Below are 23,905 nucleotides of genomic sequence, written 5' to 3'. Positions count from 1 at the left end.
GGCGTGTGATCCGGTCGCTGGCCCGCGACTACGTGGCCACGACCCTGGTGCAGTGGTTCGTCCTCGGCTCCGGCCTGTACCTGTTCCACCTGGTCGCCGCGGTCGGCAGCGTCGGCGGCTTCGCCTACTACCAGATCGCGCGCGGCGTGGTCAGCACCTTCCAGCCGCTGGTCACCGCCGGGATGGCGCAGGGCCTGCACCGCTACCTGCCGCGCACGCACACCCACCCCGAACGCCTGGCCCGCGGCGTGTTCGGGGTGCAGGCCGCGGTCGCCGCCGGATTCGTACTGATCGGCCTGGCCCTGTCACCGTGGGCCGACCGGTTCCTCGGCCTGCCCGGCGGCGCGTCATCGGTGCGGGCCACCCTGGTCCTGCTCACCGGCACCTGCCTGTGCACGATCGCGGTGGCGGCCCTGCGCGGCACCCATCAGGTCGTGCACGCCAACGTGGTCGCCGCCGCCGGGCTCGGGCTGGTCCCGCTCGCCGCCATCCAGATGACCGGCGGCATCGAACGATTCCTGATCCTGCAGGGCGCCGGCGCGTCGGTGGTCGCGGTCGCCGGCATGCTCACCGTCCGGCACCGCCCGGCGCCACACCCCGGAAAACCCGACCCCACCCTCAAAACCCTGATTGTGTACGGGCTACAGCGCCTGCCCGGGGACATGGCCCTGCCCGCGCTCTTCACCTACCCCACTCTCGTGGTCGCGGCGGCCCTGCCCGGTGGGGCCGAAGCCGGCTACGTCGGGTTCGTCACCTCGGCCATCACGATGATCTGCTCGCTGTTCGGCACCCTCTCCCCGGTGCTGCTGCCCCGGCTCAGCCGGATGTTCCACCGGCACGGCCACGACGGGCACACGCGGCGGATCCTCACCTCCCTGCCGATGCTCGCGGCAGTGCTGGCCGCGGTCGCCGCGGTGGCGATCGCGCTGCTGGGCCCGTACCTGATCGAAGGTTTTCTGGGTCCGGAGTTCGGCGCCGCCCTCGGCGTGCTGCACGTCGGGATCTTCGCCTCGGTACCGCTGGCCATGTTCTACGCCGCCCGCCCCACCCTGGACGCACTGCCCGAACCACCCCGCCTGAACCGGATGCTGCTCGGCTGCCTCGCCCTCCAGGTGGCACTCACCCACCTGCTGATGCTGGTGACCACCGCGCCGTACGCCGCCCTGATCGCCATGTCGGCGGCCGCCCTGCTGCTCGGCATCTGGTCGGTGGCCCTGGTCGAACGGGCCCTCACCACATGAACCACCCCGGCCTGGTCGTCCCGTTCGCGTTCCTCACCGCCCTGGCCGGCCGGTTCACCCTCACCCGGGTCGGCCTGGACGTGCCGATCCTCAACGACGTCCGGGTCCCCCTCTACCTGGGCCTGCTGCTCTGCCTGATGCTGGAGTCACACCGGATCGGCCCGCGCCGGGCCGCCGGCGCCTACTGCGTACTGCCGGTGCTCGGCCTGTTCGCCTACCAGATCCTGTCCTCGACCTGGGCCCCGGCACACGCGGTCACCGGCCCGATGGCCGGCGACATCGCCGCCACCGCGTTCCTCGTCTTCGTCTACTACGTGCTGGCCAAATGGGACCGTGACCACGTCACCCGGGTCACCCTGTACTGCTTCCAGGCCGCCGCCTGGGTCTACTTCCTGGCCGCCAGCACCGGCCGCGGCCACGCCCCCGGCGGCCGGTGGGCGGCCCTCGGCGGCGGCCCCAACGTCTTCGTCCGGGTGATGATCCTCGGCGTCATCACCAGCCTGTACCTGTACGTCCGCTCCGGCGACCGGCTGCGCTGGCTGGTCGGCATCCCCGCGTTCATGTTCGGCGCCATCGCCTCCGGCTCCCGCGGCGGCATGGCGGCCCTGGCCATCACCGTCGGCGTGGCCCTGCTGGCGATCCGCCCCCGGCCGCGCTGGAACCGCCTGGCCAAACCGGGCGCCCTGCTCCTGGTGCTGTCCGCGATGGTGACGGTGACGGCGGGCCGCCTGATCGCCGACTTCGTCCAGTCCCGGTTCGTCGAGGCCACCGTCGGCCAGGGCTACACCTCGGACCGGGACGTGCTGTTCGCGTGGGCGCTACGCCTGTTCTGGCAGCACCCCCTGATCGGCACCGGCATCAACGGCTTCCACGCGATCGCCGATTTGGGCGAAGGCGAACGCTACGTCCACAACCTGCCGCTGTCGGTGGCGGCCGAGGGCGGTTTCGTGGGCTTGGCGTTCCTGGGCCTGGCCTGGTTCACGATCTGGCACGCCTACATCAGGGCGCCGCGCGCCGAGCGTTCCCTGGAGGCCCGCACCGCGGCGTACTGCGGCATCTTCATCGGCGCCACCTGCCTGTTCTCCGGCGACTACTTCGACGCCCGCCTGATGTGGATCCTGCTGATCCTGGCCGCCGTCCGCTCCGTCCCACCCCGGCCCCACCACACCCCGGCATCCACCGGCCCCGCTCAGCGGCCGGCACCCCTGTGACACCCACGCACCAGCGCATGCCGGACGTGGTCCCGGCTCGCCACGCCACCTCGCCCCGGTTCTCGTCGAGTCCGTCGACGCTCCGCAGGCGGCCCACCCCGAACCCGAACTCCACCGCCCCCGCCTCCGCCTCACCGATCACCACCTCGACCCCGCCGGTGCCAGAGACAACCCTCTCGGTGAGATCTCGACCGGGTCCGTGTCAGTCCCAGAGCCGGCCATCGTCGAACATCGCCGTCAGCCGTGGCAGCGACTCCTCCGGGTCGCGGTCGTCCCGCTCCGGCTCCCGCCAGGGTGACCGCCCGCCCTCCGGGACGCGGGCTTTCCGCGCGCAGTGCATGCAGGCAGGATCCAGCTCACGCCGCTCATACTCGTGGACGGCGGCGAACTCCAGCTCCTCCCACCATGGATACTCATCGTCCGACCAGTCACGCGGATGCCGGTCGGCCAGCGCCCGCACCTCGCACTCGTCGGCGAGCCGGTCCGGATCCTCGGCGATCCGGTCCATGGTTTCCCGGCCCAACCCCACCAGCCACGCGGTGAACCGGGCGAAGCTGTCATCCCCGCAGCCGAGCAGGATGAGAGTGGCGGCGTCACCCATGACATCGCCGGACACCCGGCCGCGTTGCGCTTCGAGGTGATCCTGGAAGTCCAGGAGATCCTCGACCGTCAGCTCGGTCAGTGCCGCCGCGAGCCGGTCACTCCGCTCGTCCAGGCCGGCGCCCCGCCCGGTCCCCTCAATGACCGCCCAGAAGCCGTCGATGTCCACGCTGTCTCTCCCCGTATCGCCGCCGCCTCGTCCGAGCCGGCAGCCGGCAGCCTAACGAGCAGGTCCGACAAAACCGCAGACCATTCACCTCTCAGCGAAGGCCACGACGACGGGCTCCGCAGAGCAGCGGAAGCGGAAGCATGCCCGGAACGCGATCATCTGCCGATGCGGGGCGCCTCTGCCCTGCCGGGAAATCCACGCGAAAATAGCCGGATCTACTGGCGCCCCACGCTTCCATCCGGCATTTTCGTGAAAACTGAAAGCCGTGAGAAAAAACTGTCGAAGACCGGAAATTTCACATAGGAATCCGGACAGAAATCCTTTCGGCCACCGCACGGAAACCCTCGGCAACCTGTCCGTCCCGCCCACATCGAATGTCTCCGTGACCACCGTCCCGCGTCGGCCACACTCATTCATAAAAAGACAACCCCACGCTGGCCCAACCGGGGCGGATGCCGCGGCCGGTGCCGGTGCAGGCGCCGGGGCAGGGGCCCGGGCAGGCGCCGTTGCAGGTGCCGGGGCCGGGGCAGGCGCCGGGGCAGGTGCCGGGGCCGGGGCAGGCGCCGGGGCAGGTGCCGGGGCCGGGGCAGGCGCCGGGGCAGGGGCTGCATCCGGCGTTGGGGCCACAGGCTGCCGGTTCGTCCGTGGCCGTCGGCTCGGTCTGCCGGGTTGCGGGGCTCGCGGCGCCGGCCGGGACACCGGCGGCGCTGCGGCTGTTGCGGGCCGGGTTGCTGGAGCCGGCGTGCTTGTTGCCGATGGTTGCCGCCGGCCCGCCGGGTGAAGCGTAACGCCAGGTGAAGCCGTAAGAACCGGACATGACGCGGGCGCCGGTCGTGCGGCGGGCGTCGGGCGCGTGGCGGATGCCGATTGCCTTACAGACGCCGATCGCATGGCGGGCGTCGGACCCGTGACGGATGCCGATTGCCTTACAGACGCCGATCGCATGGCGGGCGTCGGACCCGTGACGGATGCCGATTGCCTTGCAGGCGCCGATCGCGTCACGGATGGATGCTGCGGGACGAGAGTGGCCAGTGTCGAAGCTGCTGCCGGCGACGGTGCGGGACGCGGCGTGGCATGAGCCCGGGAGCCGGCGATGTCGGCGGGAGTCCGCGGCGGGTTGCCGCTCTCCCGGAGACGTCGAAGCTTCTCGGCATGGCGCCGCTGCAGACCCCAGTCACGGCGAATCTTGTGCTGACGACGAAACTCCGCACGATCCGGATCGTAATTACGGGCCTTGGTCCAATCCCGCATCGCAGCAGTTTGGGCCCGGCTGAACAACGACATCTGAGCCATACCCAGAATTCTCCCGGACCCCGGCCGAGAAGTGTAAGAAGTCGATCATGCCAAATCGCATTCCCGGACCAGAACCAAAACGAGCCACCGACACGATTCGGCCACCATCGCGCCGCACCGGCCAAAAGAACGTCCTCGACCTGGCGCCGATCGTGCGCGGTACCGGAAGGATGCGTGTGTGGAGATCCTTCGGCGGCCAGAGCGGGATTCGTCATCAGGCATCCGCCATGGCGGCCGTGAAGCCGATTTGGCCGGACCGGTGACGCAGCTGCCGGCGCCGGCGGAGCACTCACGCCGCGCTCTCCGCACGCCACCATGCAACCAGCCGTTCTGCCATATTGGTGATGTCGACGGGCGGGGAACACACACCGAAGCCGCGGCGAATCTCCTCGTTCAGGACATCACGGATCTCGGGGACTCCAGCCTCACAGGCGAGTGCTACCAAGATCGGACCGATCATGTAGTCGTAATGGTCGGTGCGGAGATCCTGAACGAAGACGCGGCCGGCGTTCCCGTCGTTCAGGAAGCGCCGAACAGCATCGATGGCCTGGTGATGTCTGGCCGCCATCGTGCCGATCTGAGTATCAGGGTCGCTCCTCAGCTCAGCGGTCAGGGTGGTCACCAGCTCTACGTTCATGCCGGCGATCTCACGGGTGGCCGCATACAGGGCGTAGTAGCGAATATCCGGGTCGTCGTCATGGCAGAGCCGGATCAAGGCGTCAGCAGCGTCGGGATCCACGGCCCTGAGATCGACCAGGCGTGTCAGATTCGCCGCGACGTGGAACCGCACCCGCGCGTCCGGATGCCGGGCAAGCACCACGATCTCGGGCAGCGCTTCACGGGCGCGGTGAAACCCGAGGGCAGACACGATCCAGCGCAGCACATCGGGTTCTGACTCCTTCCTCAGCCGGTCTCTGAGCAGCGGAATCGTCTCGGCGGTGAACGGTCGACATCCATCAGGCTGCTGTTCACCGAGTTCCCGCAGCACCCGTACGCCAAGAATCCGACGCGTAGCATCGCCGTCATTCACGAGAACGGCCGCGCGTTCGAACACCTCCCGAACCGGTCGCTGATGTAACGCCACCAGAAACGGCACAGGTGCATCTGCATCGTCCTCCTTGACCTCCCGCCCAGCGATGCGCATCAGGTGATCGATCGGTAACCGCTTGATCTCTGTCGGCCGGAAGTCTTCCACTATTCCAGTCTGCGGACCGCCGGAGATCGATCGTCAGTTCCAGTGAGATGCGATGAAGCCGGCCACGGCCAAGGCCGCGGTGGCCAGTCCGATCGAACCTGCCTGCGCTCCGAGCACGGCAGCGGACCGCCCTTCGTCGGCGCGTCGAGCAATCCAGATCGCGGCTGCCAACATGGCCGGTGGTGTCAAGCAGACGACCGCCGCAATCCCCAGCGCGGGGACCGACGCGTCCCATCCGTCTCGTTCCGGGAAGGCGCGCGTGAACGTCCACGCGCCCATCACTGACGGAACGACGATCCAGGCGGCGGCGACGGCGAGAGCCCGTCCTTGACTGACCACAGCCGGAATCTAGCCATCCGCGTCAATGCCCCCGCGGTGCCCGCACGGATATGTCTGCCGCGGACGGTGTGGACTCAAGGCTCATCTGCCGTCGACAGCACCGCGGTGCTGAGAAGTTCTCTGGCGCCGATGACCTCTACGCCGAGTAACCGGCCGTTTGAGCTGAAGTCCAGCACGATATCGCCGCGGCCGGCGCGCTCGACGACGACGTTCTCCGTTGCCGAGCCGCTGGAGACGTCCTCCTCGATGGCGAGGTATGCCGCGTTCGCCTCACTGTCGTAGCTCATGCGCATAGGTCATTCGAGCATGCCCGGCACGGGAACGAAGCCGGATCCTCCGCGGGGTATCGGCGGAGGTGCTCACCGGACCCCGCCGACACATCGATCGCGGCGGCCCTGTCCGTGGCAGCCGCCGGCCAGTTCGAAGCCGGTGAGAGTGCGTTCCGGCGGTGGACATGTCAGTCGCTACCGTCCGGGCTGTGGTCTCTGGTCGTCCGCCGCGCGGAGGGCGTCGGGTAGCGAGCCGAACCGGCGGATGGTGGCGAGGCGGCCGTCACGGATCTTGAACAGTGTGGCCACCGGAGTGGAGGGCGTCGCTGCCGCATCCGCGTCCGCGCTGTCCGGCCAGGTGGCCTCCTGTTCGATGACCACGGTGACGTCGTCTACGGGATGTGCCGACAACGGGCGGAGCCGGATCCCGGACCTGATGATCCAGTCGGAGAACTCCCGGGCAGTGATGGTGTGGGTACCGCGCGGGCCGGAAACCTCCACCGGATCGGTGACGGTCGCCTCCGCGGCGGGAAGGTCGCGGTTGTTGACCGCATCGTGCCAGGCGTTGATCAAGGGCTTGAGCATGGCATCCTCCTGGTATGCGTTGCGCATACCAACACTGTATGCGAAATGCATACGCCGACGATGACGGAGATGCTCATGAAGGTTCGGGGTCAGGCGTTGTTCGCGTTCGTTCGCTTCTGGTCACGACGCTGGACGGGTGCCGGCCCGAGCGCCGAGTCGCAGCGCGGCCGGGATGTGATGGTTGTCGAGGCGGTTCACTCCCTGAGCGAGCAGAGCCGGCCCACCTCCGTCAACGATCTGGCGCGAGAGCTGGGACTTGATCAATCCGGCGTCAGCCGGATGGTGTCCCGCGCGGAACAGCAGGGCTTCGTCGTCCGGCGTGCGCCGGGCCGGATCGGCGCGGCATCCGTGATCACGAATACCGCCGCCGGCGAGAAACTGCTGCGGCAAGCACACGCCTGGCAGGATGAGGTGCTGCGCACGTTGACCGCCGACTGGCCGGCCGAGGACGTCGAGACCCTCATGACGCTCATGGAACGTTTGGTGCGAGCGCAGAACGCCGCCGACGGGGCGGCCACGCTGAAAGCACACTGATCTGCTTGAGGTGAGGTTCCGGCGGCAGCCCCGCACGCCGACCGTTCGGTCTACGCCTATTTCCCCACCATAGATGACCCCGTCGCGGCGACGAATCCTATGACCGCTTGAGAACGACGCGACAACGACACATGGCGACCATCGGCGTGGGACGCCGCTCAAGCGCCTCCGACGGGTCAATCATCGGACCGTGGACCGCTGCGGCGCCCCACAGTCCGGCCCGAACGATCCACGACGGGATGTGCCTATCCCGCTGCCGCGCCGACGGCGGTGCCGGCGCGACGGTGACCGGTCGGGGTTTCCCTGGCCCGCGGGGATCGGTGACGCCGGCGCTGTCCGGTCCCGGCCCTGCGCCCCGGTGTCCGGGACCACCGCATTCGGCCCGGCGGTCGCGGGGCGGCCCGGTGTTTCGCCCGGCTCGCGCGGACGAGACGGGACGGGTGGATCGGCGGGGAGGTGCCGGGCGTATCCCCGATCGGTGTTGATCTTGTGGTTTCCCGGTCAGCGCAAGGGGGCGGTGGACTCGCGGGTGATCAGGCGGACCGGGAACGTCTCGACGCCGGAGGCGGGGTGGCCGTCCATCGCGGCGGACAGGCGCTGGGCGGCTATCCGGCCGAGTTGTTCCAGGTTGAGGTCGATGGTGGTGAGTGGGGGGCGGGAATTGGCGGCCAGGACGCTCCAGTTGTCGAAGCCGATCACCGCCACCCGGGACGGTACGTCGATGCGCTCCTCGTGCAGCACGTCCAGCACGCCGCGGGCGATCTCGTCGGAGCCGGCGAAGATCGCGTCCACCTGCGGATCCCGGTCCAGGAGCATGCGGGTGGCGCCGCGGCCCCACGCCTCGGACCACATGCCGAACCACACCTCGCCGCCGGACAGCTCCAGGCCCTCCTCGGTGAGGCGGTCGACGGCGCCGCGGGCCCGGTCCTGGGCGGCGCTGTAGCCGGGATCACCGGTGATGTGGGCGATCCGGCGGCGGCCGCAGCGGATCAGATGGTCCACCGCGGTCCGGCCGCCGCCCACGTTGTCGGTGACCAGGGAGATGTCGCCGGGGTCGTCGGAGGGGGCGTAGGCGTAGACGACCGGGATGGGCAGTTCGCCGAGTGACGGGCGGCTGTCGGGGCGGGCGCCGACCACTATCAACCCGTCGACCCGGCGGGACAGCAGGGCGCGCAGGTGGTGTTTCTCCCGGATGGTGTCGCCGCGCGCGTCGCACAGGAACACCGAGGTCTGGTCGGAGCCGAACGCGTCCTCGGCGCCCATCAGGATCGGGATGGAGAAGCGGCCCTCCAGGTCGGAGGTGAGCAGGCCGACGGTGCCGCTGCGCTGGGTGATCAGGCCCTGGGCGAGGGTGTTGGGTGAGAAGGAGAGCTGCTCGGCGGCGCGGACGACGCGTTCCCGGGTCTCGGCGCGGACCTGCGGCTGGCCGTTGAGCGCCTTGGAAGCGGTCGCGACCGAGACGCCGGCCAGCTTGGCGACGTCCCGAAGGGTGGCTCGTGACAAGGATTTTTCCTTCTCATTACGTTCTCGAAAACGTTTTCGGCAACTCGGATGAGAGGTCAGCCTAGTTCAACCGGAGCCGACTCCGAAACACCGCGCCGCTACCATCGGAGATAGAAGCTCTCCGCTTTCCGGATCATCCAGTCCGCGGTCGTGCCGGGCTCGTCGAGAAAGAGCCCGTCGACGGTGTAGGCCAGCGGCAGCCGCCGGGTGGCCAGGTCGACGGCGTCGCGCGCGTGCCGGTCCCAGGACGGCACGGATCGATCCGGGCGGATTCCGACGACCAGGCTGCCCGGGCCGTCGCGGCCGGCACGCAGCACGATCCGCGCCTCGACGATCGCCGGCCGCCGCTGGAATTCGGCGACCAGGGCGTTCTGCAGTTCGCGCGGTTCCGGGCTGGGGAGCCGCAGGCCGATGCCGGGCTCCGGGCCGCGCAGCCGGTCGACCGCCGAGGCGGGCACCGGCAGGCCGACCTGGCAGCCGGGGTTGACGGCGAAGCCCACCCCGGCGGCGGTACGGGCGGACAGCTGCCGCCCGGTGAGACGGATCTGCCGCAGGTCGCCGGCCCCACCCGCGCCCACCTGCCGGACCGAGGTGAAGACCACCAGGTACGGCTCCCCGTCGAGGATCAGGCGGGGCAGCTCACCGGCCTCCAGCGGCACCCACACCGGGTGTTCGCCGAGCGCGTCCACCAGCGCGCCCGGCGGCACCTCGCCGTGCCACACGTCGAGCAGGACGACTTCCAGGGCGTTGTCAGGAAACGGCACGCCCTGAAGTACTCGCCACCTGGCCCGGCGGTTCATCCGGCGTCCTGCGCCGCCGGGCGGCCAGCAGGGCGAAGGGCCAGAGCAGAAGGACCATGATCGCCAGTACGAGGTATTCCGCGATCGGCACCCGCAGCACCTCGTGCAGGTGTTGCAGGCCACGACTCCAGTAGACGGCGGCGGCCCCGGCGAGCCAGGCCCCGAACAGCAGCCAGCGGGTGCGCGCGGACAGCCCGAGCCCGTGCATCTGGGTGATGACGAAGACGGCCAGGAACCCGAACAGGAATCGCGGCCACGCCCCGTCCGGTCCGGAGTTCATCACCGCGACCAGGGTGCCGTGCACCGCGACCATCAGCTCCAGGGTGATGGTCCACCACCGGTTGGTGTGCGCGGTGGTGAAGAACAGGCAGCTCTGCACCAGCAGCAGGAACATGTAGAAGAACCCGATCAGGTGACCGCTGGTGGTGACCATCGGGTGGTACCAGAAGGTGTAGACGATGGCCCACGAGAACAGATAGCCGTGGTAGCGGCGGGCGAAGTCGACGACCGTCGCCGGGATGGGCGCGGGCCGGCCGGCGACCAGGCCGCGCCGCCGGTTCTCCATCAGCAGCACGGCGACCAGCAGCAGGACGACCGACGCCTGGGAGCTGAAGATCGACACGTCCTGGGCCAGGCCGTCGTAGAACAGCCTGGTCTGCACCTGGTGCAGCGCGATGAAGCCGAGGGTGGCGGCGAGCGCGACCACGTTGACCGTCTTCAGGCCGCGGGTCCAGCGCCGGGCCCGGGTCTGCGCGTAGTAGATGAGACCCCACGACACGATCTGGTGGGCCGCGTAGCCGATCCACGCCGAGAGCCGGGTCCACACGGTAGGTTCCGGGAGTTTCCACTCGTACCACGAAGCGCCCTGGTCGGGGAGCAGCGCGACGTCGTCGAGGCTCTGCCCGAGCAGCCAGACCAGGCCGGTGAGCAGTGCCACCGCCGGCACCGCGAAAAGCAGGACCCGTTCGCTGCGCACCCCTGTTTCATCGACCATCATCGCAGTATGGTTCATCGATGCCTGGAGATGGTGTGGACCGGTACCGATTGCGTGTCAACGGACGGCGGCGAACCGTCACGGCGCCCGGCGACACCCCACTGCTGTGGGCGCTGCGCGACGAGCTCGGCCTGACCGGGCCCCGCTACGGGTGCGGCGTCGGCGCCTGCGGGGCGTGCGTGTCGCTGATCGACGGCGAGGCCGCGCGGCCCTGCGTACGCACCGTCGCCGACTCCGCGCACTCCCGGATCACCACCATCGAAGGACTCGACGACCACCCGGTGCAACGGGCCTGGACGGAACTGGACGTGGCCCAGTGCGGTTACTGCCAGCCGGGCCAGATCATGACGGTGGTGGCGCTGCTGGCGCACAACCCCGACCCCACCGACGCGCAGATCGACGAGGCGTTGCACGACAACATCTGCCGGTGCGGGACCTATCCTCGCATCCGGTCCGCGGTGCGCCGGGCCATTGCGCTGGTACGGGGCACGAAATGATCAGCCGCCGGACCTTCCTCGGGGCGGCGCTGGTGGTGGGCGTACCCCTCGATCGCGGCGCTCCTGATCTCGCCCCCACCGTCTTCGTGCGCGTGGACCGGCGGGGCCGGGTGGTGGCGACCGTGCCGCGCCCGGACACCGGCCAGGGCGTGCGCACGATGGCCGCCGTCCTGGTCGCCGAGGAGTTGGCGATCGAGGTCGAGGACGTGCTGCTGGAGCAGGCCCCGGGCGACACCGTGGCCTACGGATCCCAGGCGGTCGCCAACTCCACCTCCAGCCGGCACCTGTCCGTACCGCTGCGCACCGCCGCCGCCACCGCCCGCTGCCTGCTGATCGCGGCCGCCGCCGCCCGCTGGTCGGTGCCCGCCGCCGAATGCACGGCACTCCGCGGCCGGGTCGTGCACCCGCGGCACCGGCCCCTGGCGTACCGGGACCTGGTCGAGGACGCCGCCGCCCTCGACCCGGCGACCGTGCCGGTCACCCTCACCCCGCCGGAACGCTGGCGGCTGATCGGGCGCACCCGGGCCGGGCGCTCCGACGCCCGCGACATCGTCACCGGCCGGGCCCGCTACGGCGCCGAATCGGCACCGGCCGGCGCCCTGACCGCGGTGGTGGCCCGGCCGCCCTGGATCGGCGCGCGGGTGACGGACGTCGACGACACCGCCGCCCGCGCCGTACCCGGAGTGGTCACCGTGACCCGCCTCGACCCGCCCGGCGCCGGGCAGGGCGGAGTCGCCGTCATCGCCACCTCCACCCACGCGGCGCTGCGCGGACGAGAGGCGCTGCGGGTCACCTGGACCGGCGGCACCCCGGACGCCGACAGCCGGACCTGGCTCGACCAGCTCGAAGCCGCCCTGCCCCCGGTCGCGGGCACCCCCGACATGCAACGGGTCTACCGGCTGCCGCTGCTCGCGCACGCCCCGATGGAACCGATGAACGCGACCGCCGACGCCACCACCGTGTGGGCGCCGGTCCAGGACCCCGGCGGGCTGCGCGACCAGCTGGCCCGCGCCGGCATCGCCGTCGAGGTCCGGCCCACCCTGGCCGGCGGCGGATTCGGGCGCCGGATCGAAAGCGACGTCGTCCTGGAGGCGGTGGCCTGCGCCCGGGCCGCCGGGAAAGCCGTCACCGTCCGGTGGACCCGCGACGACGACACCCGGCACGACTCGTACCGGCCGATGTCGGTACACCGCCTCACCGCCGTCCTCGGCCCGGACGGCCTGCCCACCGGCCGCACCCACCAGGTGTCGACCTGGCCGATCACGGTCGTGCCGGCGTTCGGCAACCCGGTCGTGGTCAAGGCCAGCGGAGACCATTTCCCGTACGCCGTACCCGGCCCCGTCTCGGTCACCCTGACCCCCGCCCCGCTGCGCACCGGCTTCTGGCGGGCCGTCTACGCCGGGCAGTTCGGATACGCCGAGGAGTGCTTCCTCAGCGAGATCGCCCACCGCGGCGGCCACGACCCGGTCGAGTTCCGGCGCCGGCTGCTGCCCGCCGGCTCCCGCCTGCGCACCGTCCTGGACGCCGCCCGCGCCGCACACCCCGGCCCGGCCGGTGGGGTGGCCTGCCACCTCGACTACGGGTCGGCGATCGCGATCCTGGTGCACGCCGACCCGGCCGCCCGCCGGGTGCTGCGGGTGACCGCCGCCGTCGACGTCGGCGTGGCCGTCCACCCGTCCGGGGTGATCGCGCAGGTCGAGGGCGCGGTGATGGACGCGGTGTCGACGGTGCTCGGCGCGCAGATCACGGTCCGTGACGGGGCGGTGGTGCAGTCGTCGTTCCGGGACTACCGGTGGGCGCGGATCGGTGACTGTCCCGACATCGCCGTGCACATCGTGCCGTCGACCGCGCCGGTCGGTGGGCTCGGCGAACTCGCCTACCCGCCGGCCGCGGCGGCGATCGCCTCGGCCCTCGCCGCGGGGGAGCCGGTCACCGGGATGCCGTACGGGATGCCGGTCGGCTGATCACGCCCCGGTCCCCTGCCTCACGTGGAGTAGAGGCCGTCCCACGGCTCGGTGAAGCCCAGCCGGTCCGGGTACAGCTCGGCCCAGGCGTCGTCCCGCTCGGCCGACTCGTCGACCAGGCCGAACCGGACGCCGTCCCGCTCGAACTCGAACAGGCCGACGGCGATGTCCCCGAACGTGCGCCCCGGGATCGCCGCCACCAGCTCACCGACGACCCGCTCCAGGTCACGGCGGTGCTCCACCCGCACCACGGTCGACTCCCGGTAGGTGCCGTCGTGGTCGAAGAAGTGCACGAACGCGTGGTGATCCCAGCCGTTGGCGTAGAACTGGCCGTCGTCGTACCGGCCGATGGTGTCGGTGCGGTAGTCGGCCTCGTACGCGATCGGAATCAACTCCGGCAGTGTCATCCGACCACCCTAGTGATCAACGTCCCTCGGCCTCGCGCGCCGGCGGGCGGGCCGGCCAGACACCGGCACGGAGATCAGCGGCGGCCTGGCGGGGTAAGAGGAGGGGCGTGACGGAACTGACCGACGACGGGCACTACGTCGTCATCTCCGGGCGCCGCTGGCGGGCCACCGATCCGGCCATCCCCGAGGATGTCGCCGCCGAGCTGCGCAAAGCCCTGATGTCCGCGCGCCGCGACGTGGGGACCGCGCTGCGGGCCGGGCGGGATCCGGCGCCGGCCCGCGCCCGGGTGCACGCCGCGAAGGTGGCTCTCGGTGAGCGTGGCACGCCATGGTGGGATCAGTCCCTGGACGAACGCCGCCGACGCTGGGAGCAGTTTGATGGGCTATAACCTGTACATCACCCGGGCGGTACCGGCCTACTACAGCACGCGGTTCCCGATCACCGGCGCCGAGGTCCGTGCGGTGGTCCGGTCGGCCGCCGACCTGGACATCCCGGAGTCCACGTCGGACGAGCACATTCTGGTGACGGTCGGCGCGGACGACTGGCTGATGTTCGACGACGGGCATCTGCACACCAAGAGCCCGGGAGATCCGCTGGTGCGCCGGATGATCGAGATCGCCGTGGAGCTGGACGCTCATGTGGCCGGTGAGGCGGACGAGGTCTACGACTGGGACGGCACCGGGATCACCAGCGTGGAGCGGGCTCCCCGGCCGTCCGCCCGGATCACCTCGGTCACCACGGATGACTGGGTCGCGGCCCAACCGGATTTCACCTGGCTGACGGAGCTGGCGGTGGATCTCCCGTCCGGCCGCCGGATGCTGCCCTGCCCGCCGGTGGCCTGCTGGACCGGGCATCCGTCCGGGGAGCCGGTCCCGTTCTTCATGGACGACTACAGCGACGGCGTGCAGGTGGTCGCCCCGGACGCGGCGACGCTGGACCGGCTGCGGCGGCTGGGCGGCTTTCTCCGGGCGGGGATCGACGAGGATTGACCGGTCGTTGACGAGGACGTGATTGTCCCGCAACACCGGTAAACTGTGAATCCTTTCAGCTTCGGCGCGCCCGTCACGCCTCCCTCCCTCGATCGTTTTCCCTGGTGAAGCGGCTGCCCGCGGGAGATCCCGCCCAGCTCGGCCCAAGCATTTTCACAGCCTGGGAGCGCACGGCAAGACGAGACACTCTCGTAACACTGTCGATGTTCTTGTAAAGTGCTCTAACGCCCGACGGCCGCCCGGCAAGGAATTGGGACTTTGACGATGTTCAATCGCGCGATGATGTTCGCCAAGCAGCACTCCCCCGATTCCGTGCGCGTGTTCGGACGCCGCGCACAACTAGAGGCACACAACACCCGGCTGCGGCTGACGGTTCCGGTAACGGACCGTTGCGAGTTCGTGAACATCTATCACTGCGCGGTGCGCAAGACCGCCAGCCAGTGGGTGAAGTCGGTGCTCAGCGACCCGATCGTGTACCGGCATTCCGGCCTGGTCACCTACGATCCGCGCTACTACGGCTGGAAGGACCCGCGGGTCGTTCCAGCGCACCGGATCGGCCTGTCGCTGTATTTCCCGTACAAGCGTTTCGCGAAGATGCCGAAGCCGGATGCGCATCGCGCGTTCTTCATCTACCGGGACCCGCGGGATCTGGTCGTCTCCAGCTATTTCTCGACCCGTGACTCGCACACGCCGATGGGCGATGTGCTGGAAGTCCGCGCAATCCTACGAGACCGGTCGAAAAAAGAGGGGATGCTCTATCTGATCGACCATCTCGCCAAGAAGGGCATGTTCAACGCGGTGCGTTCCTGGGTCACCGCGCCCCCGTCGGAAAACGTCCGGCTGATCCGATACGAGGACCTCACCGGGGAGAACCAGCTCGACGAGATGGACGCGCTGATGCGCCATTGCGGCATCACGATCCCCCGCGACGAGCTGACCACCCTGCTGGAGAAGTACAGCTTCAGCCGGATGAACGACCGGAAGAAGGCCGGCGGGATCTCGCACTACCGCAAGGGCCAGTCCGGTGACTGGCGCAACCACTTCGACGACGAGCTGACCGAGGCGTTCGCGCGAGCCACCGGCAACCTGATGGACCGGCTCGGCTACGACGACACGATCACCCGGACCCCGGCAGCGTGATCGCGATCTCCCGCAGCTCGGCCAGATGCTCACCGAGCCGCGGGTCCGGGCTGGCGGTCCACGGACCGCCCAGCTCCGGGCGCTTACGGACCACGTGCACGGTGTACGCGGCCAGCTGGTCCCGCGCGTTCTCCTCCTCGGTGACGTCCTCGCCCACGGCCAGGCGCGCGGCCCGGCACGACTCGATCCGCTCCTGGAGCCACACCGGCGCGATCGCCGCCCGGGCCGCCGTCTCCCGCACGCCGGCCCCGCCCACCGTGGCGATCCGGGCGGCCAGCTCCGGCTGACCGTATCTGCCCGCCATCCGCTCGAACCGGGTCCACTCCCGCCCCATCGACCCGAGCCGTTCACCCCAGCCCTCGATGAGCACCAGCCGGAAGCCCCGGGCCGCCTCGCGCAGATGATAGGTAGCGGTCATCGGATCCGACTCGCGCAGCCGCTCCGCCTCCGCCAGAGCGCTGTCCGCCTGCCGCCGCCACTCGGCCAGCCGGGCCGCGACCACAGCCGGGTGGAACCGCATCCCGGTCAGCCACCCGGCGATCCCCGGGTCGGCCGCGCCCGCCGTCCGGGCCCCGTACGCCTTGTCGATGCCGTGGAACCACCGCCGGTCCGTCATCCGCGCGGCCACCTGGTCCGGACCGGCCCGCATCGCGTCCCCGATCTCGCCGGTCGCGAACGACAGCCAGGCCAGGTCCAGGGTCTGCGCCCGGCCGGAGCCGGCCCACCAGTCGACGAGTTCGGCCCGGCGCTGATCCAGCTCGGGGGACAGCGCGGCCGGCGGGTGGTCGCCGAGATAGATCGGCAGCAGATCAATGTCGGACATCGGCCATGGGTCGCCGCGCCCGACACTGCCCGCGATCAGGAATCCGGCCACCCCGGGCGCCCGCCCGAGGAAGTCGACCGCCTCCGCGACCCGCTGGTCCAGCAGATCCCTCCATCGACCGGGAGGCCGCATGGTCACCGTCCTTTCACGATCATTCGGTACGCGTACCCAATGATCGTGTCCTATGCCCGTCGGGCCGTGTCCTGTGACCGTCGCGATGGCGGGGAATGTCAGACCCCGCGCATACGATGCGGGCATGACGGGGATCGATTACAGCGCACCCGGACCGATGACCGACCTGGGCACGGTGAGCCGCGCCGCCCTCGACGGCCTGCCCGACGACCCGCTCGCCATCTGTGCGCTGGCGCATCGGCTGGTCATCCAGCCCGCCGACGCCGGCCAGCTCGATCTCCCACCCGGCCGCTTCGCGGAGAACCAGTTGCGCCCGGCCGCCAGCCTGATCCGCGCGCTGCTCGCCCTCGATCCGGCGCCGCTGGTCACCGGCCGGCCACCGGAGCGTCGGGTGGTCGGGACGTGCCGGCACTTCGCGGTGCTCACCGTCGCCCTGCTGCGGCATCAGGGTGTCGCGGCCCGCGCCCGGTGCGGGTTCGCGACGTATTTCCAGCCCGGTCTCGCCCTCGATCACTGGGTGGTCGAGTTCCGCCGCGGCTCCGGGCCGTGGCGGCGCGCCGACCCGGAGGCGATGGGCCTGCACGCGCTGCCGCAGCTGCCGGATCCCACCGATCTGGAGCCCGGCCGGTTCCTGACCGGCGGCGAGGCGTGGACGGCGTTCCGGGAGGGGCGGATGGACGGCGACCGATTCGGGGTGATCCACACGGAGAATTTCGGGCCCGCCGAGATCCGTGGCAACGCCGTCCGCGATCTGGCCGCCCTCAACCGGGTGGAGACCCTGCCGTGGGACGAGTGGGGCCGGATGGACGCGTCCTATCAGGGCCGCACCGGCCCCGACTACGACCGCCTGATCGACCGGATCGCCGCCACCTGTGCCGCCGACGACCCGGCCGCGCTCGCCGCCCTGCACAAGTCCGAGGATCTGGAGGTCCCCCCGGCGCTGACCACCTGAGCGGCTGCGATGATCGGCCGATGGTCATCCCGTTGGAGTTGCGTGCCGAGCTGGACGAGCCGGCGTTCTGGGCGCGGTACCTGTTCGCCCACGAGGACGGCCCGGGCGCCGACCGGCTCGGTGACCTGATCGACGAGCTCGACGACGACTTCGACGAGGACGAGGACTATGAGATCGAGGTCCGGTTCGACGCCGGCGGCGGGCACCGGCTGAGCCTGTCCCTGGACCCGTCGCTCGACTCGTACGAGCTGGGGATCCTCGGTCCCGGCGAGGACGAACCGGCCGAGCTGGGCTGGGACGACCTGGCCCACTGGCATCCGTTCGCGTTCCGCTGGGCCGAGCTGGAGCTGATCTGCCGGGCGATCGCCGTCGCCGACCCGTCGCCGAAGCAGGGTTCCGCGCTGGCCCTGCTGTGCCGGTTCGCCGCCGTGTTCGAGGACGACGACGTGGCGGGTGCGGTGGCCGCCGTCGACGCGGCGTTCGCCTCGCTGCGCCCGGCCGGCTGGACCGGTTACTGGCCGGCCGGCGCCGACTGGCTCAGCCGCGCCGACCTGCGCGGGCAGGGCGTCCAGTGGCACAGTGACGTGGCCGGCAACCGGTGGGGTGTCCAGTCCGGCCGGCCCACCAGGGACTTCTACAGCACCCGCTCCGGGCCGCCCGGCGAGTCCCGGTTCCCGCACGAGCGGCTGCGGGCGCTGCTGGACGCCGCGGCGGGCACGGTCGCCGCATGACGGCCCTCGGCCACCAGCCCGCCACGCCCGATCTCAACCACCAGCCCGCCACGCCCGGCCTCGACCACCGGTCGGCCACGCCCGGTCTCGGCCATCGGTCGGCCATGCCCGCGGAGGTGCGCTTCGCCCGGTGGACGTCTTGGCTCGCGCTGGCCGGCGCACTGATCCAGATGACCGCGGTGCTCGGCCTGATCATCGCGGACGAGATGCACCACGGTGGACGGCCGGGTGAGGTCCTCCCGCTGGCGGCCGTTCTCGCGGTCGGCCTGTCCCCGCTGGTGCTGACGGCCTGGGCCGCGATCCGCTCGGTCGCCGGCCGGGCCGGCGGGCGGGCGGTGCTGTGGTCGCTCGGACCGTTGATCCTGGCCTGCTCGCTCGCCCTGTCCGCGGCGGTGTTCATGGGGATCTTCCACGGCCGCGAGGTGCGCCAGCCGGAGGGGGTACTGGCCGCGGTGTCGATCGCCGGCACCGCGCTGTTCTACGCCGGTCTCACTCCCAGCGGCACGGTCTGGCTGCTTCCGGACGCCCGGGCATATCTGGCGGGCCGCCGCCGGGCCGACCGCGCCGGCCGGGGCCGGCGGACGATGACGGCGGCGGCGATCCTTCTCGGTCTCGCGGCGGTGTCGACCCTGGCGGTCACGGTGGCCGCCGCGGTCAATCCCCGGCAGGTGGCGACCTGGGGCGACGCCGAACGGATCACCACCGCGCTCACCGGGGCCACGGTGCTGGCCGGGGCCACCGCGGTCGTGCAGATCGTGCTGCTCGGTGCCGTCGTGATCGGCCGGGTCGCGGGCCGGCCGGGCGTGCGGGCGGCGGCCTACGTGGCCGGGTTCGTCACCACGGTCCCCCTGATCCCGGCCGCCGTCGGGTTCGCCAAGCTGATCACCACGGTCGCGGAGGAGACCGGCGGGGACACCGGGGTGGTCTTCATGACCGCCACGATCACCGGTTACGTCCTGGCCGTACTCCTGCACCTGGTCGCGGTCCTGCTGCTGGCGATGCCGTCGGTGTCCACCTGGCTCGCTGGGAGACCGGCGAGCCGGTGACGGACGGCGTGGTTGATCCGGGCCGGCCGGGGAACGAGAGGGGGCATGCGTCTCACCGTCAACGGGGCCGAGCACGACCTCGATCTTGATCCGCGTACCACCCTCCTCGACACGCTGCGCGAGCATCTGGGCCTGACCGGCGCCAAGAAGGGCTGCGATCACGGCCAGTGCGGCGCGTGCACGGTGCTGCTCGACGGCCGGCGGGTCAACAGCTGCCTGGTGCTGACGATCGCCCAGCGGGACGCGACGGTCACCACCATCGAGGGGCTGGACGGGCATCCGGTGCAGCGCGGGTTCCTGGAGCACGACGGGTTCCAGTGCGGGTTCTGCACGCCCGGCCAGATCTGCTCGGCGGTGGGGATGCTCGCCGAGGCCGGGTCCGTCGACGATCTCACCGACGCGGACATCCGGGAACGGATGAGTGGCAACCTGTGCCGATGCGGGGCGTACCCGACGATGGTTCCGGCGATCCGCGAGGCGGCCGGGCGATGAAGACCTTCTCCTACCGTACGGCCGGAAGTCCCACCGACGGCCTGGAACCGAACGCGGTCTTCCTGGCCGGCGGCACCAACCTGGTCGACCTGATGAAACTGGGCGTCGCCACCCCGGACGTGCTGGTCGACGTCAGCCGGCTGCCCCTCGGTGACATCACCGACCTGCCCGGCGGCGGGCTGCGGATCGGGGCGGGTGTGCGCAACAGCGATCTGGCCGCCGATCCGCGGGTGCCGCCGATGCTGCGCCAGGCCCTGCTGTCCGGCGCCTCCGGCCAGCTGCGCAACATGGCCACCACCGGCGGGAACCTGCTGCAGCGCACCCGGTGCCGCTATTTCATGGACGCCTCCGACCCGTGCAACAAGCACTCCCCCGGCTCGGGCTGCCCGGCCCGTACCGGCGACCACCGCAACCTGGCCATCCTCGGCGGCTCGCCGTCGTGCATCGCCACCCATCCGTCGGACATGGCCGTCGCGCTGACCGCCCTGGACGCGGTGGTGCGGGTCGACGGGCCGGCCGGTGCGCGGCAGATCCCGGTCGGTGAGCTGCACCGGCTGCCCGGTGACACCCCGGAGCGGGACACCGTCCTGGAGCACGGCGAGCTGATCACGGCGGTGGACGTGCCGGGTCTGCCGTTCGCCGCGCGGTCGGCCTATCGCAAGGCACGGGACCGGGCGTCGTACGCGTTCGCCGTCGGCTCGGTGGCCGCCGCCCTGGACGTGACGGACGGGCTGGTCCGGGACGTGCGGCTGGCGTGGGGTGCGGTCGCGCCCAAGCCGTGGCGGGCGCACCGGGCCGAACAGCGGCTGCGGGGCCGGCCGGCCACCGCCGAGGAGTTCCGGGCGGCCGCGGACGCCGAGCTGGAGGCGGCGGAACCGTTGAGTGACAACGCGTACAAGGTGGAGCTGTTGCGCCGAATGTCCGTCGCCGTGCTGGAATCCTTGGGGGATGCCCGATGACCTCGACGTTGAGCACTTCGGTCGGCACGCCTCTGGCCCGTCTGGAGGGCCCGGAGAAGGTGTCCGGCCGGGCACGCTATGCCGCCGACCACCCGGTGGACGGCCTGGCCCACGCCTGGATCGTGCTGTCGCCGGTGGCTCGCGGGCGGCTGACCGCGGTGCGCGGCGAGGCGATCTGGCACGGCAACGCCCCGGGCCTGGCCGACGCCGACGATCCGGAGCTGGCGGTGTTCCAGTCCGACCGGATCAGCTATCGCGGCCAGCCGATCGCCCTGGTGGTCGCCGACACCCTCGAGGAGGCGCGGGAGCGGGCCCGGTCACTGTGGCTGGACATCGACGAGGAGCCGCACGAGGCCGAGCTGCGCACCGACCATCCGGAGATCTACACGCCGGAGACGGTCAATCCCGGTTTCCCGTCGGAGAGCACGACCGGTGACGTCGACTCGGCTCTGGCCGGGGCCGCGGTCACGGTGGACGTCACCTACACCACGCCGGCGCTGCACAACAACCCGATGGAGCCGCACGCCACGATCGCCCGGTGGGACGGCGACGACCTGACGTTGTACGACTCCAACCAGCACCCGTCCGGGGTGGCCGCCACCGTCGGTCAGCTGTTCGGGCTCCAGCCGGACCGGGTGCACGTGATCACCGAGCACGTCGGCGGCGGCTTCGGGTCGAAGGGCACCGCCCGGCCCAACGCGGTGCTCGCCGCGATGGCCGCACGGGTCACCGGCCGGCCGGTCAAGGTGGTGCTGCCCCGGCAGGCGATGTTCAGCATGGTCGGGCACCGCACCCCGACGGTCCAGCGGATCCGGCTCGGCGCCGGTCGCGACGGGGTGCTGACCGCGATCGATCATCTGGCGTTCGGGCAGACCAGCCGGCTGTTCGAGTTCGCCGAGCAGACCGCCGTGGTGACCCGGAGCATGTACTCGACACCGAACCGCCGCACCGGCCACCGCCTGCTGCGGCTGGACATGCCCACGCCGCGGTGGATGCGCGCGCCCGGGGAGGCGCCCGGCATGGTCGCGCTGGAGTGCGCCCTCGACGAGCTGGCCACCGACCTGGAGATCGATCCGGTCGAGCTGCGGTTGCGCAACATCCCCGACACTCCCGAATACGCCGACTGCCTGCTCGCCGGCGCCGAACGTTTCGGCTGGTCCGGGCGGGACCCGCGCCCCGGCGTGCGGCGTGACGGCGACTGGCTGGTCGGCACCGGGATGGCTGGGGCGACATATCCGGCGATGGTGCAGCCGTCCACCGCCCGGGTCCGGCAGCTCGACGACGGCGGCTACGAGGTGGCGATCGGCGCCACCGACCTGGGCACCGGGGCCCGCACCATCCTCACCCAGATCGCCGCCGACGCACTGTCGGCCGAGCCGGGCCGGGTGCGGATCCGGATCGGCGACAGCACCCTGCCGCAGGCGTCGGTGGCCGGCGGTTCGTCCGGCAGCGCATCGTGGGGCTGGGCGGTCACCGGCGCCTGCCGCGCGCTGCTGGCGTCGGGCGCTCCCGAGGCCTTCTTCGACAGCACCGAGCTGGTCGAGCAGCAGAAACAGGACGGAAAGCACGCCTTCGGCGCCCACTTCGCCGAGGTACGGGTGGACACCGTCACCGGCGAGATCCGCGTCTCCCGCCTGTTCGGCATGTACGCGGCCGGCCGCATCCTGAACCCGCGCACCGCCCGAGCCCAGTTCCTCGGCGGCATGATCATGGGAATGGGCATGGCCCTGCACGAGGAGGGCGTCCTGGACCCGGCCTTGGCCACCTGGATCAACCACGACCTGGCCGAGTATCACATCCCCACCCACGCCGACATCGAATCGATCGACGCGGCGTGGATAGACGCCCCCGACGAGTCCCTGAACCCGATGGGCAGCAAGGGCATCGGCGAGATCGGCATCGTGGGCTCCCCCGCCGCCATCCTGAACGCCCTCCACCACGCCACCGGCCTCCGAATCCGAGACCTCCCGGCCCGCCTCGACAAGCTCCTCCCCCACCTGCCCATATAGGAGTGCACACGCCATTCGGGCAATCCAGGCCGGCTTTGATCGCGGACATTCCAGGACCGTGTAAGCATCCAGCTCAGCCCAATTTCGGACATTTCGCCACCGAAAACCCTTGTCCTTTTCCGTCTGGGCCCGACGGCTCGCCGTAAATCCCCTCAAGTTTGGCAGCCCATCAGCCTTTCCCGGTGTTTTTCGTCCGTTTGGAGTCGTCTACTGGGTTCCGTGCCGCACTTCGACTAATTCCCCGCTCGGACAACCCTCCTCGCTGAGATCTTGGAGGATTTACCACCGTTTCGAGCCTTCTTCTCAGCTGCTGGCCCTCTCGCAGTCAATTCCTCGAGCGAGTGTCCGCCTCCCAGCTCCACCCTGGTCGACCTTGGTGGATTTACCACCGTTTCCGGTGGTAAATCCACCAAGATCTCTGCTGAGCAGCGTCGACCGCGCGAGGGGTTGACCGCAAGTGATCAGGCAGCCGAGAACAAGACTCTCTTCCGGCGGCAAATCCTCCACGATCGCGATTTCGGCGGTCAATGTTGCGACGCGGCTCTATACAAAGCCGCATATCTTGGCTAACCAGCTATGACCTGCAACTTTGCCGGTAGCGCCAGCAATGGATCAACAACAAATCAGCCCGTCGAGCAGAGATTCGACAGTCCCCGCTCACGCCAAGCCGCCATGGTGCGCACTGTCCGCGAATTCCACCACCGCCGGAGCCACCATGGCGGCAACTGAACTGCCTGGAGCAGCAAAGGCGCACCCACTCCCCGAGACAGAACGTTCGTTCTCGTCGGAGACACCCACACCCAAGACAGAACGTTCGTTCTCGATGGGCACGAACCGCCGCCCACCCCCGTCGCGACGACCGAAGCTCATCCAGGCAAGACAGAACGGTCGTTCTTTCTACAATCGGCCGCGGGCATAACAAACAGCCCTTCACAACAGAGCCCACTCTCGCAAGACAGAACGGTCGTTCTCGTTGCGGTCAGCCGTAGGCAAAACCGAACAGCCCCTCGCAACAGAACCCACCCCCGCA

The 23,905-nt window shown here is 70.6% G+C and carries 25 protein-coding genes; 14 read left to right on the top strand and 11 right to left on the bottom strand.

All coding sequences use genetic code 11. From position 1 onward, the window contains the following. Positions 1-5: 5 nt before the first annotated feature. Together ACQ0O7_RS36475 and ACQ0O7_RS36470 are read left to right on the top strand one after the other, a co-directional pair. Positions 6-1,241: a lipopolysaccharide biosynthesis protein gene (locus ACQ0O7_RS36475; protein WP_430789340.1), complete on the top strand. Its 1,236-nt coding sequence runs from the start codon at positions 6-8 to the stop codon at positions 1,239-1,241. Then, positions 1,238-2,452 carry an O-antigen ligase family protein gene (locus tag ACQ0O7_RS36470; protein WP_430789338.1) on the top strand — a complete coding sequence of 405 codons (1,215 nt, stop codon included), beginning with the start codon at positions 1,238-1,240 and terminating at the stop codon, positions 2,450-2,452. Before ACQ0O7_RS36475 ends, ACQ0O7_RS36470 begins: the two co-directional genes overlap by 4 nt. Positions 2,453-2,654: 202 nt before the next feature. Here the strand turns inward: ACQ0O7_RS36470 and ACQ0O7_RS36465 are convergent, their stop codons facing one another. From ACQ0O7_RS36465 to ACQ0O7_RS36440, 6 genes are all read right to left on the bottom strand, one after another. Beyond that, positions 2,655-3,221: a DUF4240 domain-containing protein gene (locus ACQ0O7_RS36465; RefSeq protein WP_430789336.1), complete on the bottom strand. Its 567-nt coding sequence runs from the start codon at positions 3,219-3,221 to the stop codon at positions 2,655-2,657. A 409-nt stretch (positions 3,222-3,630) separates the two neighbouring features. Further along, positions 3,631-4,038, bottom strand: coding sequence for a hypothetical protein (locus ACQ0O7_RS36460; RefSeq protein WP_430789334.1), 408 nt, complete (start codon positions 4,036-4,038; stop codon positions 3,631-3,633). Positions 4,039-4,803: 765 nt separating this feature from the next. Then, a complete protein-coding gene (locus ACQ0O7_RS36455; protein ID WP_430789332.1) occupies positions 4,804-5,709 on the bottom strand; it encodes a HEAT repeat domain-containing protein in 906 nt (301 codons plus the stop codon). A 33-nt stretch (positions 5,710-5,742) separates the two neighbouring features. Then, entirely contained in the window at positions 5,743-6,048 is a 306-nt protein-coding gene (locus tag ACQ0O7_RS36450; protein WP_430789330.1) for a hypothetical protein, read from the bottom strand. 74 nt (positions 6,049-6,122) lie between these two features. Next, positions 6,123-6,335: a DUF2283 domain-containing protein gene (locus ACQ0O7_RS36445; RefSeq protein ID WP_430789328.1), complete on the bottom strand. Its 213-nt coding sequence runs from the start codon at positions 6,333-6,335 to the stop codon at positions 6,123-6,125. Positions 6,336-6,512: 177 nt separating this feature from the next. Further along, positions 6,513-6,929, bottom strand: a complete 417-nt coding sequence (locus ACQ0O7_RS36440; protein WP_430789326.1) for a hypothetical protein — start codon at positions 6,927-6,929, stop codon at positions 6,513-6,515. 18 nt (positions 6,930-6,947) lie between these two features. On the opposite strand from ACQ0O7_RS36440, the gene ACQ0O7_RS36435 reads away from it, so the two are divergent. Beyond that, positions 6,948-7,436 (top strand): MarR family winged helix-turn-helix transcriptional regulator, encoded by a 489-nt coding sequence (locus ACQ0O7_RS36435; RefSeq protein ID WP_430789324.1) that lies wholly within the window; start codon positions 6,948-6,950, stop codon positions 7,434-7,436. 501 nt (positions 7,437-7,937) lie between these two features. Here the strand turns inward: ACQ0O7_RS36435 and ACQ0O7_RS36430 are convergent. From ACQ0O7_RS36430 to ACQ0O7_RS36420, 3 genes are all read right to left on the bottom strand, one after another. After that, positions 7,938-8,939, bottom strand: coding sequence for a LacI family DNA-binding transcriptional regulator (locus ACQ0O7_RS36430; protein WP_430789322.1), 1,002 nt, complete (start codon positions 8,937-8,939; stop codon positions 7,938-7,940). Between the two features lie 98 nt (positions 8,940-9,037). After that, entirely contained in the window at positions 9,038-9,703 is a 666-nt protein-coding gene (locus ACQ0O7_RS36425; RefSeq protein WP_430789320.1) for an enhanced serine sensitivity protein SseB C-terminal domain-containing protein, read from the bottom strand. Continuing rightward, positions 9,690-10,733 carry a hypothetical protein gene (locus ACQ0O7_RS36420; protein WP_430789318.1) on the bottom strand — a complete coding sequence of 348 codons (1,044 nt, stop codon included), beginning with the start codon at positions 10,731-10,733 and terminating at the stop codon, positions 9,690-9,692. The genes ACQ0O7_RS36425 and ACQ0O7_RS36420 overlap by 14 nt, the downstream gene beginning before the upstream one ends. Positions 10,734-10,753: 20 nt before the next feature. On the opposite strand from ACQ0O7_RS36420, the gene ACQ0O7_RS36415 reads away from it, so the two are divergent. Both ACQ0O7_RS36415 and ACQ0O7_RS36410 read left to right on the top strand, forming a co-directional pair. Next, positions 10,754-11,230, top strand: coding sequence for a (2Fe-2S)-binding protein (locus ACQ0O7_RS36415; RefSeq protein WP_430789316.1), 477 nt, complete (start codon positions 10,754-10,756; stop codon positions 11,228-11,230). Next, on the top strand, positions 11,227-13,194 hold the full coding sequence (locus tag ACQ0O7_RS36410; RefSeq protein WP_430789314.1) for a molybdopterin cofactor-binding domain-containing protein: 1,968 nt from the start codon (positions 11,227-11,229) through the stop codon (positions 13,192-13,194). Before ACQ0O7_RS36415 ends, ACQ0O7_RS36410 begins: the two co-directional genes overlap by 4 nt. Positions 13,195-13,214: 20 nt before the next feature. On the opposite strand, the gene ACQ0O7_RS36405 is transcribed toward ACQ0O7_RS36410, so the two are convergent. Next, complete coding sequence (locus ACQ0O7_RS36405) at positions 13,215-13,601, bottom strand: hypothetical protein (RefSeq protein WP_430789312.1); 387 nt, start codon at positions 13,599-13,601, stop codon at positions 13,215-13,217. A 107-nt stretch (positions 13,602-13,708) separates the two neighbouring features. Here ACQ0O7_RS36405 and ACQ0O7_RS36400 point away from each other — a divergent pair, with 107 nt between their 5' ends. The 3 genes from ACQ0O7_RS36400 to ACQ0O7_RS36390 all read left to right on the top strand — a co-directional run bounded on the left by ACQ0O7_RS36400 (position 13,709) and on the right by ACQ0O7_RS36390 (position 15,731). Further along, complete coding sequence (locus tag ACQ0O7_RS36400; protein WP_430789310.1) at positions 13,709-13,990, top strand: hypothetical protein; 282 nt, start codon at positions 13,709-13,711, stop codon at positions 13,988-13,990. Next, positions 13,980-14,591: a hypothetical protein gene (locus tag ACQ0O7_RS36395; RefSeq protein WP_430789308.1), complete on the top strand. Its 612-nt coding sequence runs from the start codon at positions 13,980-13,982 to the stop codon at positions 14,589-14,591. Before ACQ0O7_RS36400 ends, ACQ0O7_RS36395 begins: the two co-directional genes overlap by 11 nt. Before the next feature lie 264 nt (positions 14,592-14,855). Further along, positions 14,856-15,731: a sulfotransferase domain-containing protein gene (locus tag ACQ0O7_RS36390; protein ID WP_430789436.1), complete on the top strand. Its 876-nt coding sequence runs from the start codon at positions 14,856-14,858 to the stop codon at positions 15,729-15,731. On the opposite strand, the gene ACQ0O7_RS36385 is transcribed toward ACQ0O7_RS36390, so the two are convergent. Then, entirely contained in the window at positions 15,709-16,686 is a 978-nt protein-coding gene (locus ACQ0O7_RS36385; RefSeq protein ID WP_430789306.1) for a nucleotidyltransferase domain-containing protein, read from the bottom strand. The genes ACQ0O7_RS36390 and ACQ0O7_RS36385 overlap by 23 nt on opposite strands. Positions 16,687-16,810: 124 nt before the next feature. Here ACQ0O7_RS36385 and ACQ0O7_RS36380 point away from each other — a divergent pair, with 124 nt between their 5' ends. From ACQ0O7_RS36380 to ACQ0O7_RS36355, 6 genes are read left to right on the top strand one after another with little or no spacing between them, the layout of a single operon-like run. Continuing rightward, entirely contained in the window at positions 16,811-17,638 is an 828-nt protein-coding gene (locus ACQ0O7_RS36380; RefSeq protein ID WP_430789304.1) for a transglutaminase-like domain-containing protein, read from the top strand. Positions 17,639-17,658: 20 nt separating this feature from the next. Next, on the top strand, positions 17,659-18,369 hold the full coding sequence (locus ACQ0O7_RS36375) for a hypothetical protein (protein ID WP_430789302.1): 711 nt from the start codon (positions 17,659-17,661) through the stop codon (positions 18,367-18,369). After that, positions 18,366-19,415 (top strand): hypothetical protein, encoded by a 1,050-nt coding sequence (locus ACQ0O7_RS36370; RefSeq protein ID WP_430789300.1) that lies wholly within the window; start codon positions 18,366-18,368, stop codon positions 19,413-19,415. The genes ACQ0O7_RS36375 and ACQ0O7_RS36370 overlap by 4 nt, the downstream gene beginning before the upstream one ends. A 45-nt stretch (positions 19,416-19,460) precedes the next feature. Then, a complete protein-coding gene (locus ACQ0O7_RS36365) occupies positions 19,461-19,907 on the top strand; it encodes a (2Fe-2S)-binding protein (RefSeq protein WP_430789298.1) in 447 nt (148 codons plus the stop codon). Beyond that, positions 19,904-20,866 (top strand): FAD binding domain-containing protein, encoded by a 963-nt coding sequence (locus ACQ0O7_RS36360; protein ID WP_430789434.1) that lies wholly within the window; start codon positions 19,904-19,906, stop codon positions 20,864-20,866. Before ACQ0O7_RS36365 ends, ACQ0O7_RS36360 begins: the two co-directional genes overlap by 4 nt. Beyond that, positions 20,863-22,875, top strand: coding sequence for a xanthine dehydrogenase family protein molybdopterin-binding subunit (locus tag ACQ0O7_RS36355; RefSeq protein ID WP_430789296.1), 2,013 nt, complete (start codon positions 20,863-20,865; stop codon positions 22,873-22,875). Before ACQ0O7_RS36360 ends, ACQ0O7_RS36355 begins: the two co-directional genes overlap by 4 nt. Positions 22,876-23,905 lie beyond the last annotated feature (1,030 nt).

The sequence above is a fragment of the Actinoplanes sp. G11-F43 genome, assembly GCF_050589265.1.
Lineage (GTDB): Bacteria > Actinomycetota > Actinomycetes > Mycobacteriales > Micromonosporaceae > Actinoplanes.
This window is presented reverse-complemented; position numbering and strand designations above follow the sequence as displayed.

What these genes read in the sequence shown, in the direction of transcription:
- ACQ0O7_RS36375 (WP_430789302.1), top strand. Translation starts at nt 17,659, where the DNA reads ATGGTCATCCCGTTGGAGTTGCGTGCCGAGCTGGACGAGCCGGCGTTC.
- ACQ0O7_RS36440 (WP_430789326.1), bottom strand. Translation starts at nt 6,929, where the DNA reads ATGCGCAACGCATACCAGGAGGATGCCATGCTCAAGCCCTTGATCAAC.
- ACQ0O7_RS36360 (WP_430789434.1), top strand. Translation starts at nt 19,904, where the DNA reads ATGAAGACCTTCTCCTACCGTACGGCCGGAAGTCCCACCGACGGCCTG.
- ACQ0O7_RS36390 (WP_430789436.1), top strand. Translation starts at nt 14,856, where the DNA reads ATGTTCAATCGCGCGATGATGTTCGCCAAGCAGCACTCCCCCGATTCC.
- ACQ0O7_RS36365 (WP_430789298.1), top strand. Translation starts at nt 19,461, where the DNA reads ATGCGTCTCACCGTCAACGGGGCCGAGCACGACCTCGATCTTGATCCG.
- ACQ0O7_RS36380 (WP_430789304.1), top strand. Translation starts at nt 16,811, where the DNA reads ATGACGGGGATCGATTACAGCGCACCCGGACCGATGACCGACCTGGGC.
- ACQ0O7_RS36435 (WP_430789324.1), top strand. Translation starts at nt 6,948, where the DNA reads ATGCATACGCCGACGATGACGGAGATGCTCATGAAGGTTCGGGGTCAG.
- ACQ0O7_RS36410 (WP_430789314.1), top strand. Translation starts at nt 11,227, where the DNA reads ATGATCAGCCGCCGGACCTTCCTCGGGGCGGCGCTGGTGGTGGGCGTA.
- ACQ0O7_RS36370 (WP_430789300.1), top strand. Translation starts at nt 18,366, where the DNA reads ATGACGGCCCTCGGCCACCAGCCCGCCACGCCCGATCTCAACCACCAG.
- ACQ0O7_RS36395 (WP_430789308.1), top strand. Translation starts at nt 13,980, where the DNA reads ATGGGCTATAACCTGTACATCACCCGGGCGGTACCGGCCTACTACAGC.
- ACQ0O7_RS36470 (WP_430789338.1), top strand. Translation starts at nt 1,238, where the DNA reads ATGAACCACCCCGGCCTGGTCGTCCCGTTCGCGTTCCTCACCGCCCTG.
- ACQ0O7_RS36420 (WP_430789318.1), bottom strand. Translation starts at nt 10,733, where the DNA reads ATGGTCGATGAAACAGGGGTGCGCAGCGAACGGGTCCTGCTTTTCGCG.
- ACQ0O7_RS36405 (WP_430789312.1), bottom strand. Translation starts at nt 13,601, where the DNA reads ATGACACTGCCGGAGTTGATTCCGATCGCGTACGAGGCCGACTACCGC.
- ACQ0O7_RS36460 (WP_430789334.1), bottom strand. Translation starts at nt 4,038, where the DNA reads ATGTCCGGTTCTTACGGCTTCACCTGGCGTTACGCTTCACCCGGCGGG.
- ACQ0O7_RS36445 (WP_430789328.1), bottom strand. Translation starts at nt 6,335, where the DNA reads ATGAGCTACGACAGTGAGGCGAACGCGGCATACCTCGCCATCGAGGAG.
- ACQ0O7_RS36385 (WP_430789306.1), bottom strand. Translation starts at nt 16,686, where the DNA reads ATGCGGCCTCCCGGTCGATGGAGGGATCTGCTGGACCAGCGGGTCGCG.
- ACQ0O7_RS36415 (WP_430789316.1), top strand. Translation starts at nt 10,754, where the DNA reads ATGCCTGGAGATGGTGTGGACCGGTACCGATTGCGTGTCAACGGACGG.
- ACQ0O7_RS36355 (WP_430789296.1), top strand. Translation starts at nt 20,863, where the DNA reads ATGACCTCGACGTTGAGCACTTCGGTCGGCACGCCTCTGGCCCGTCTG.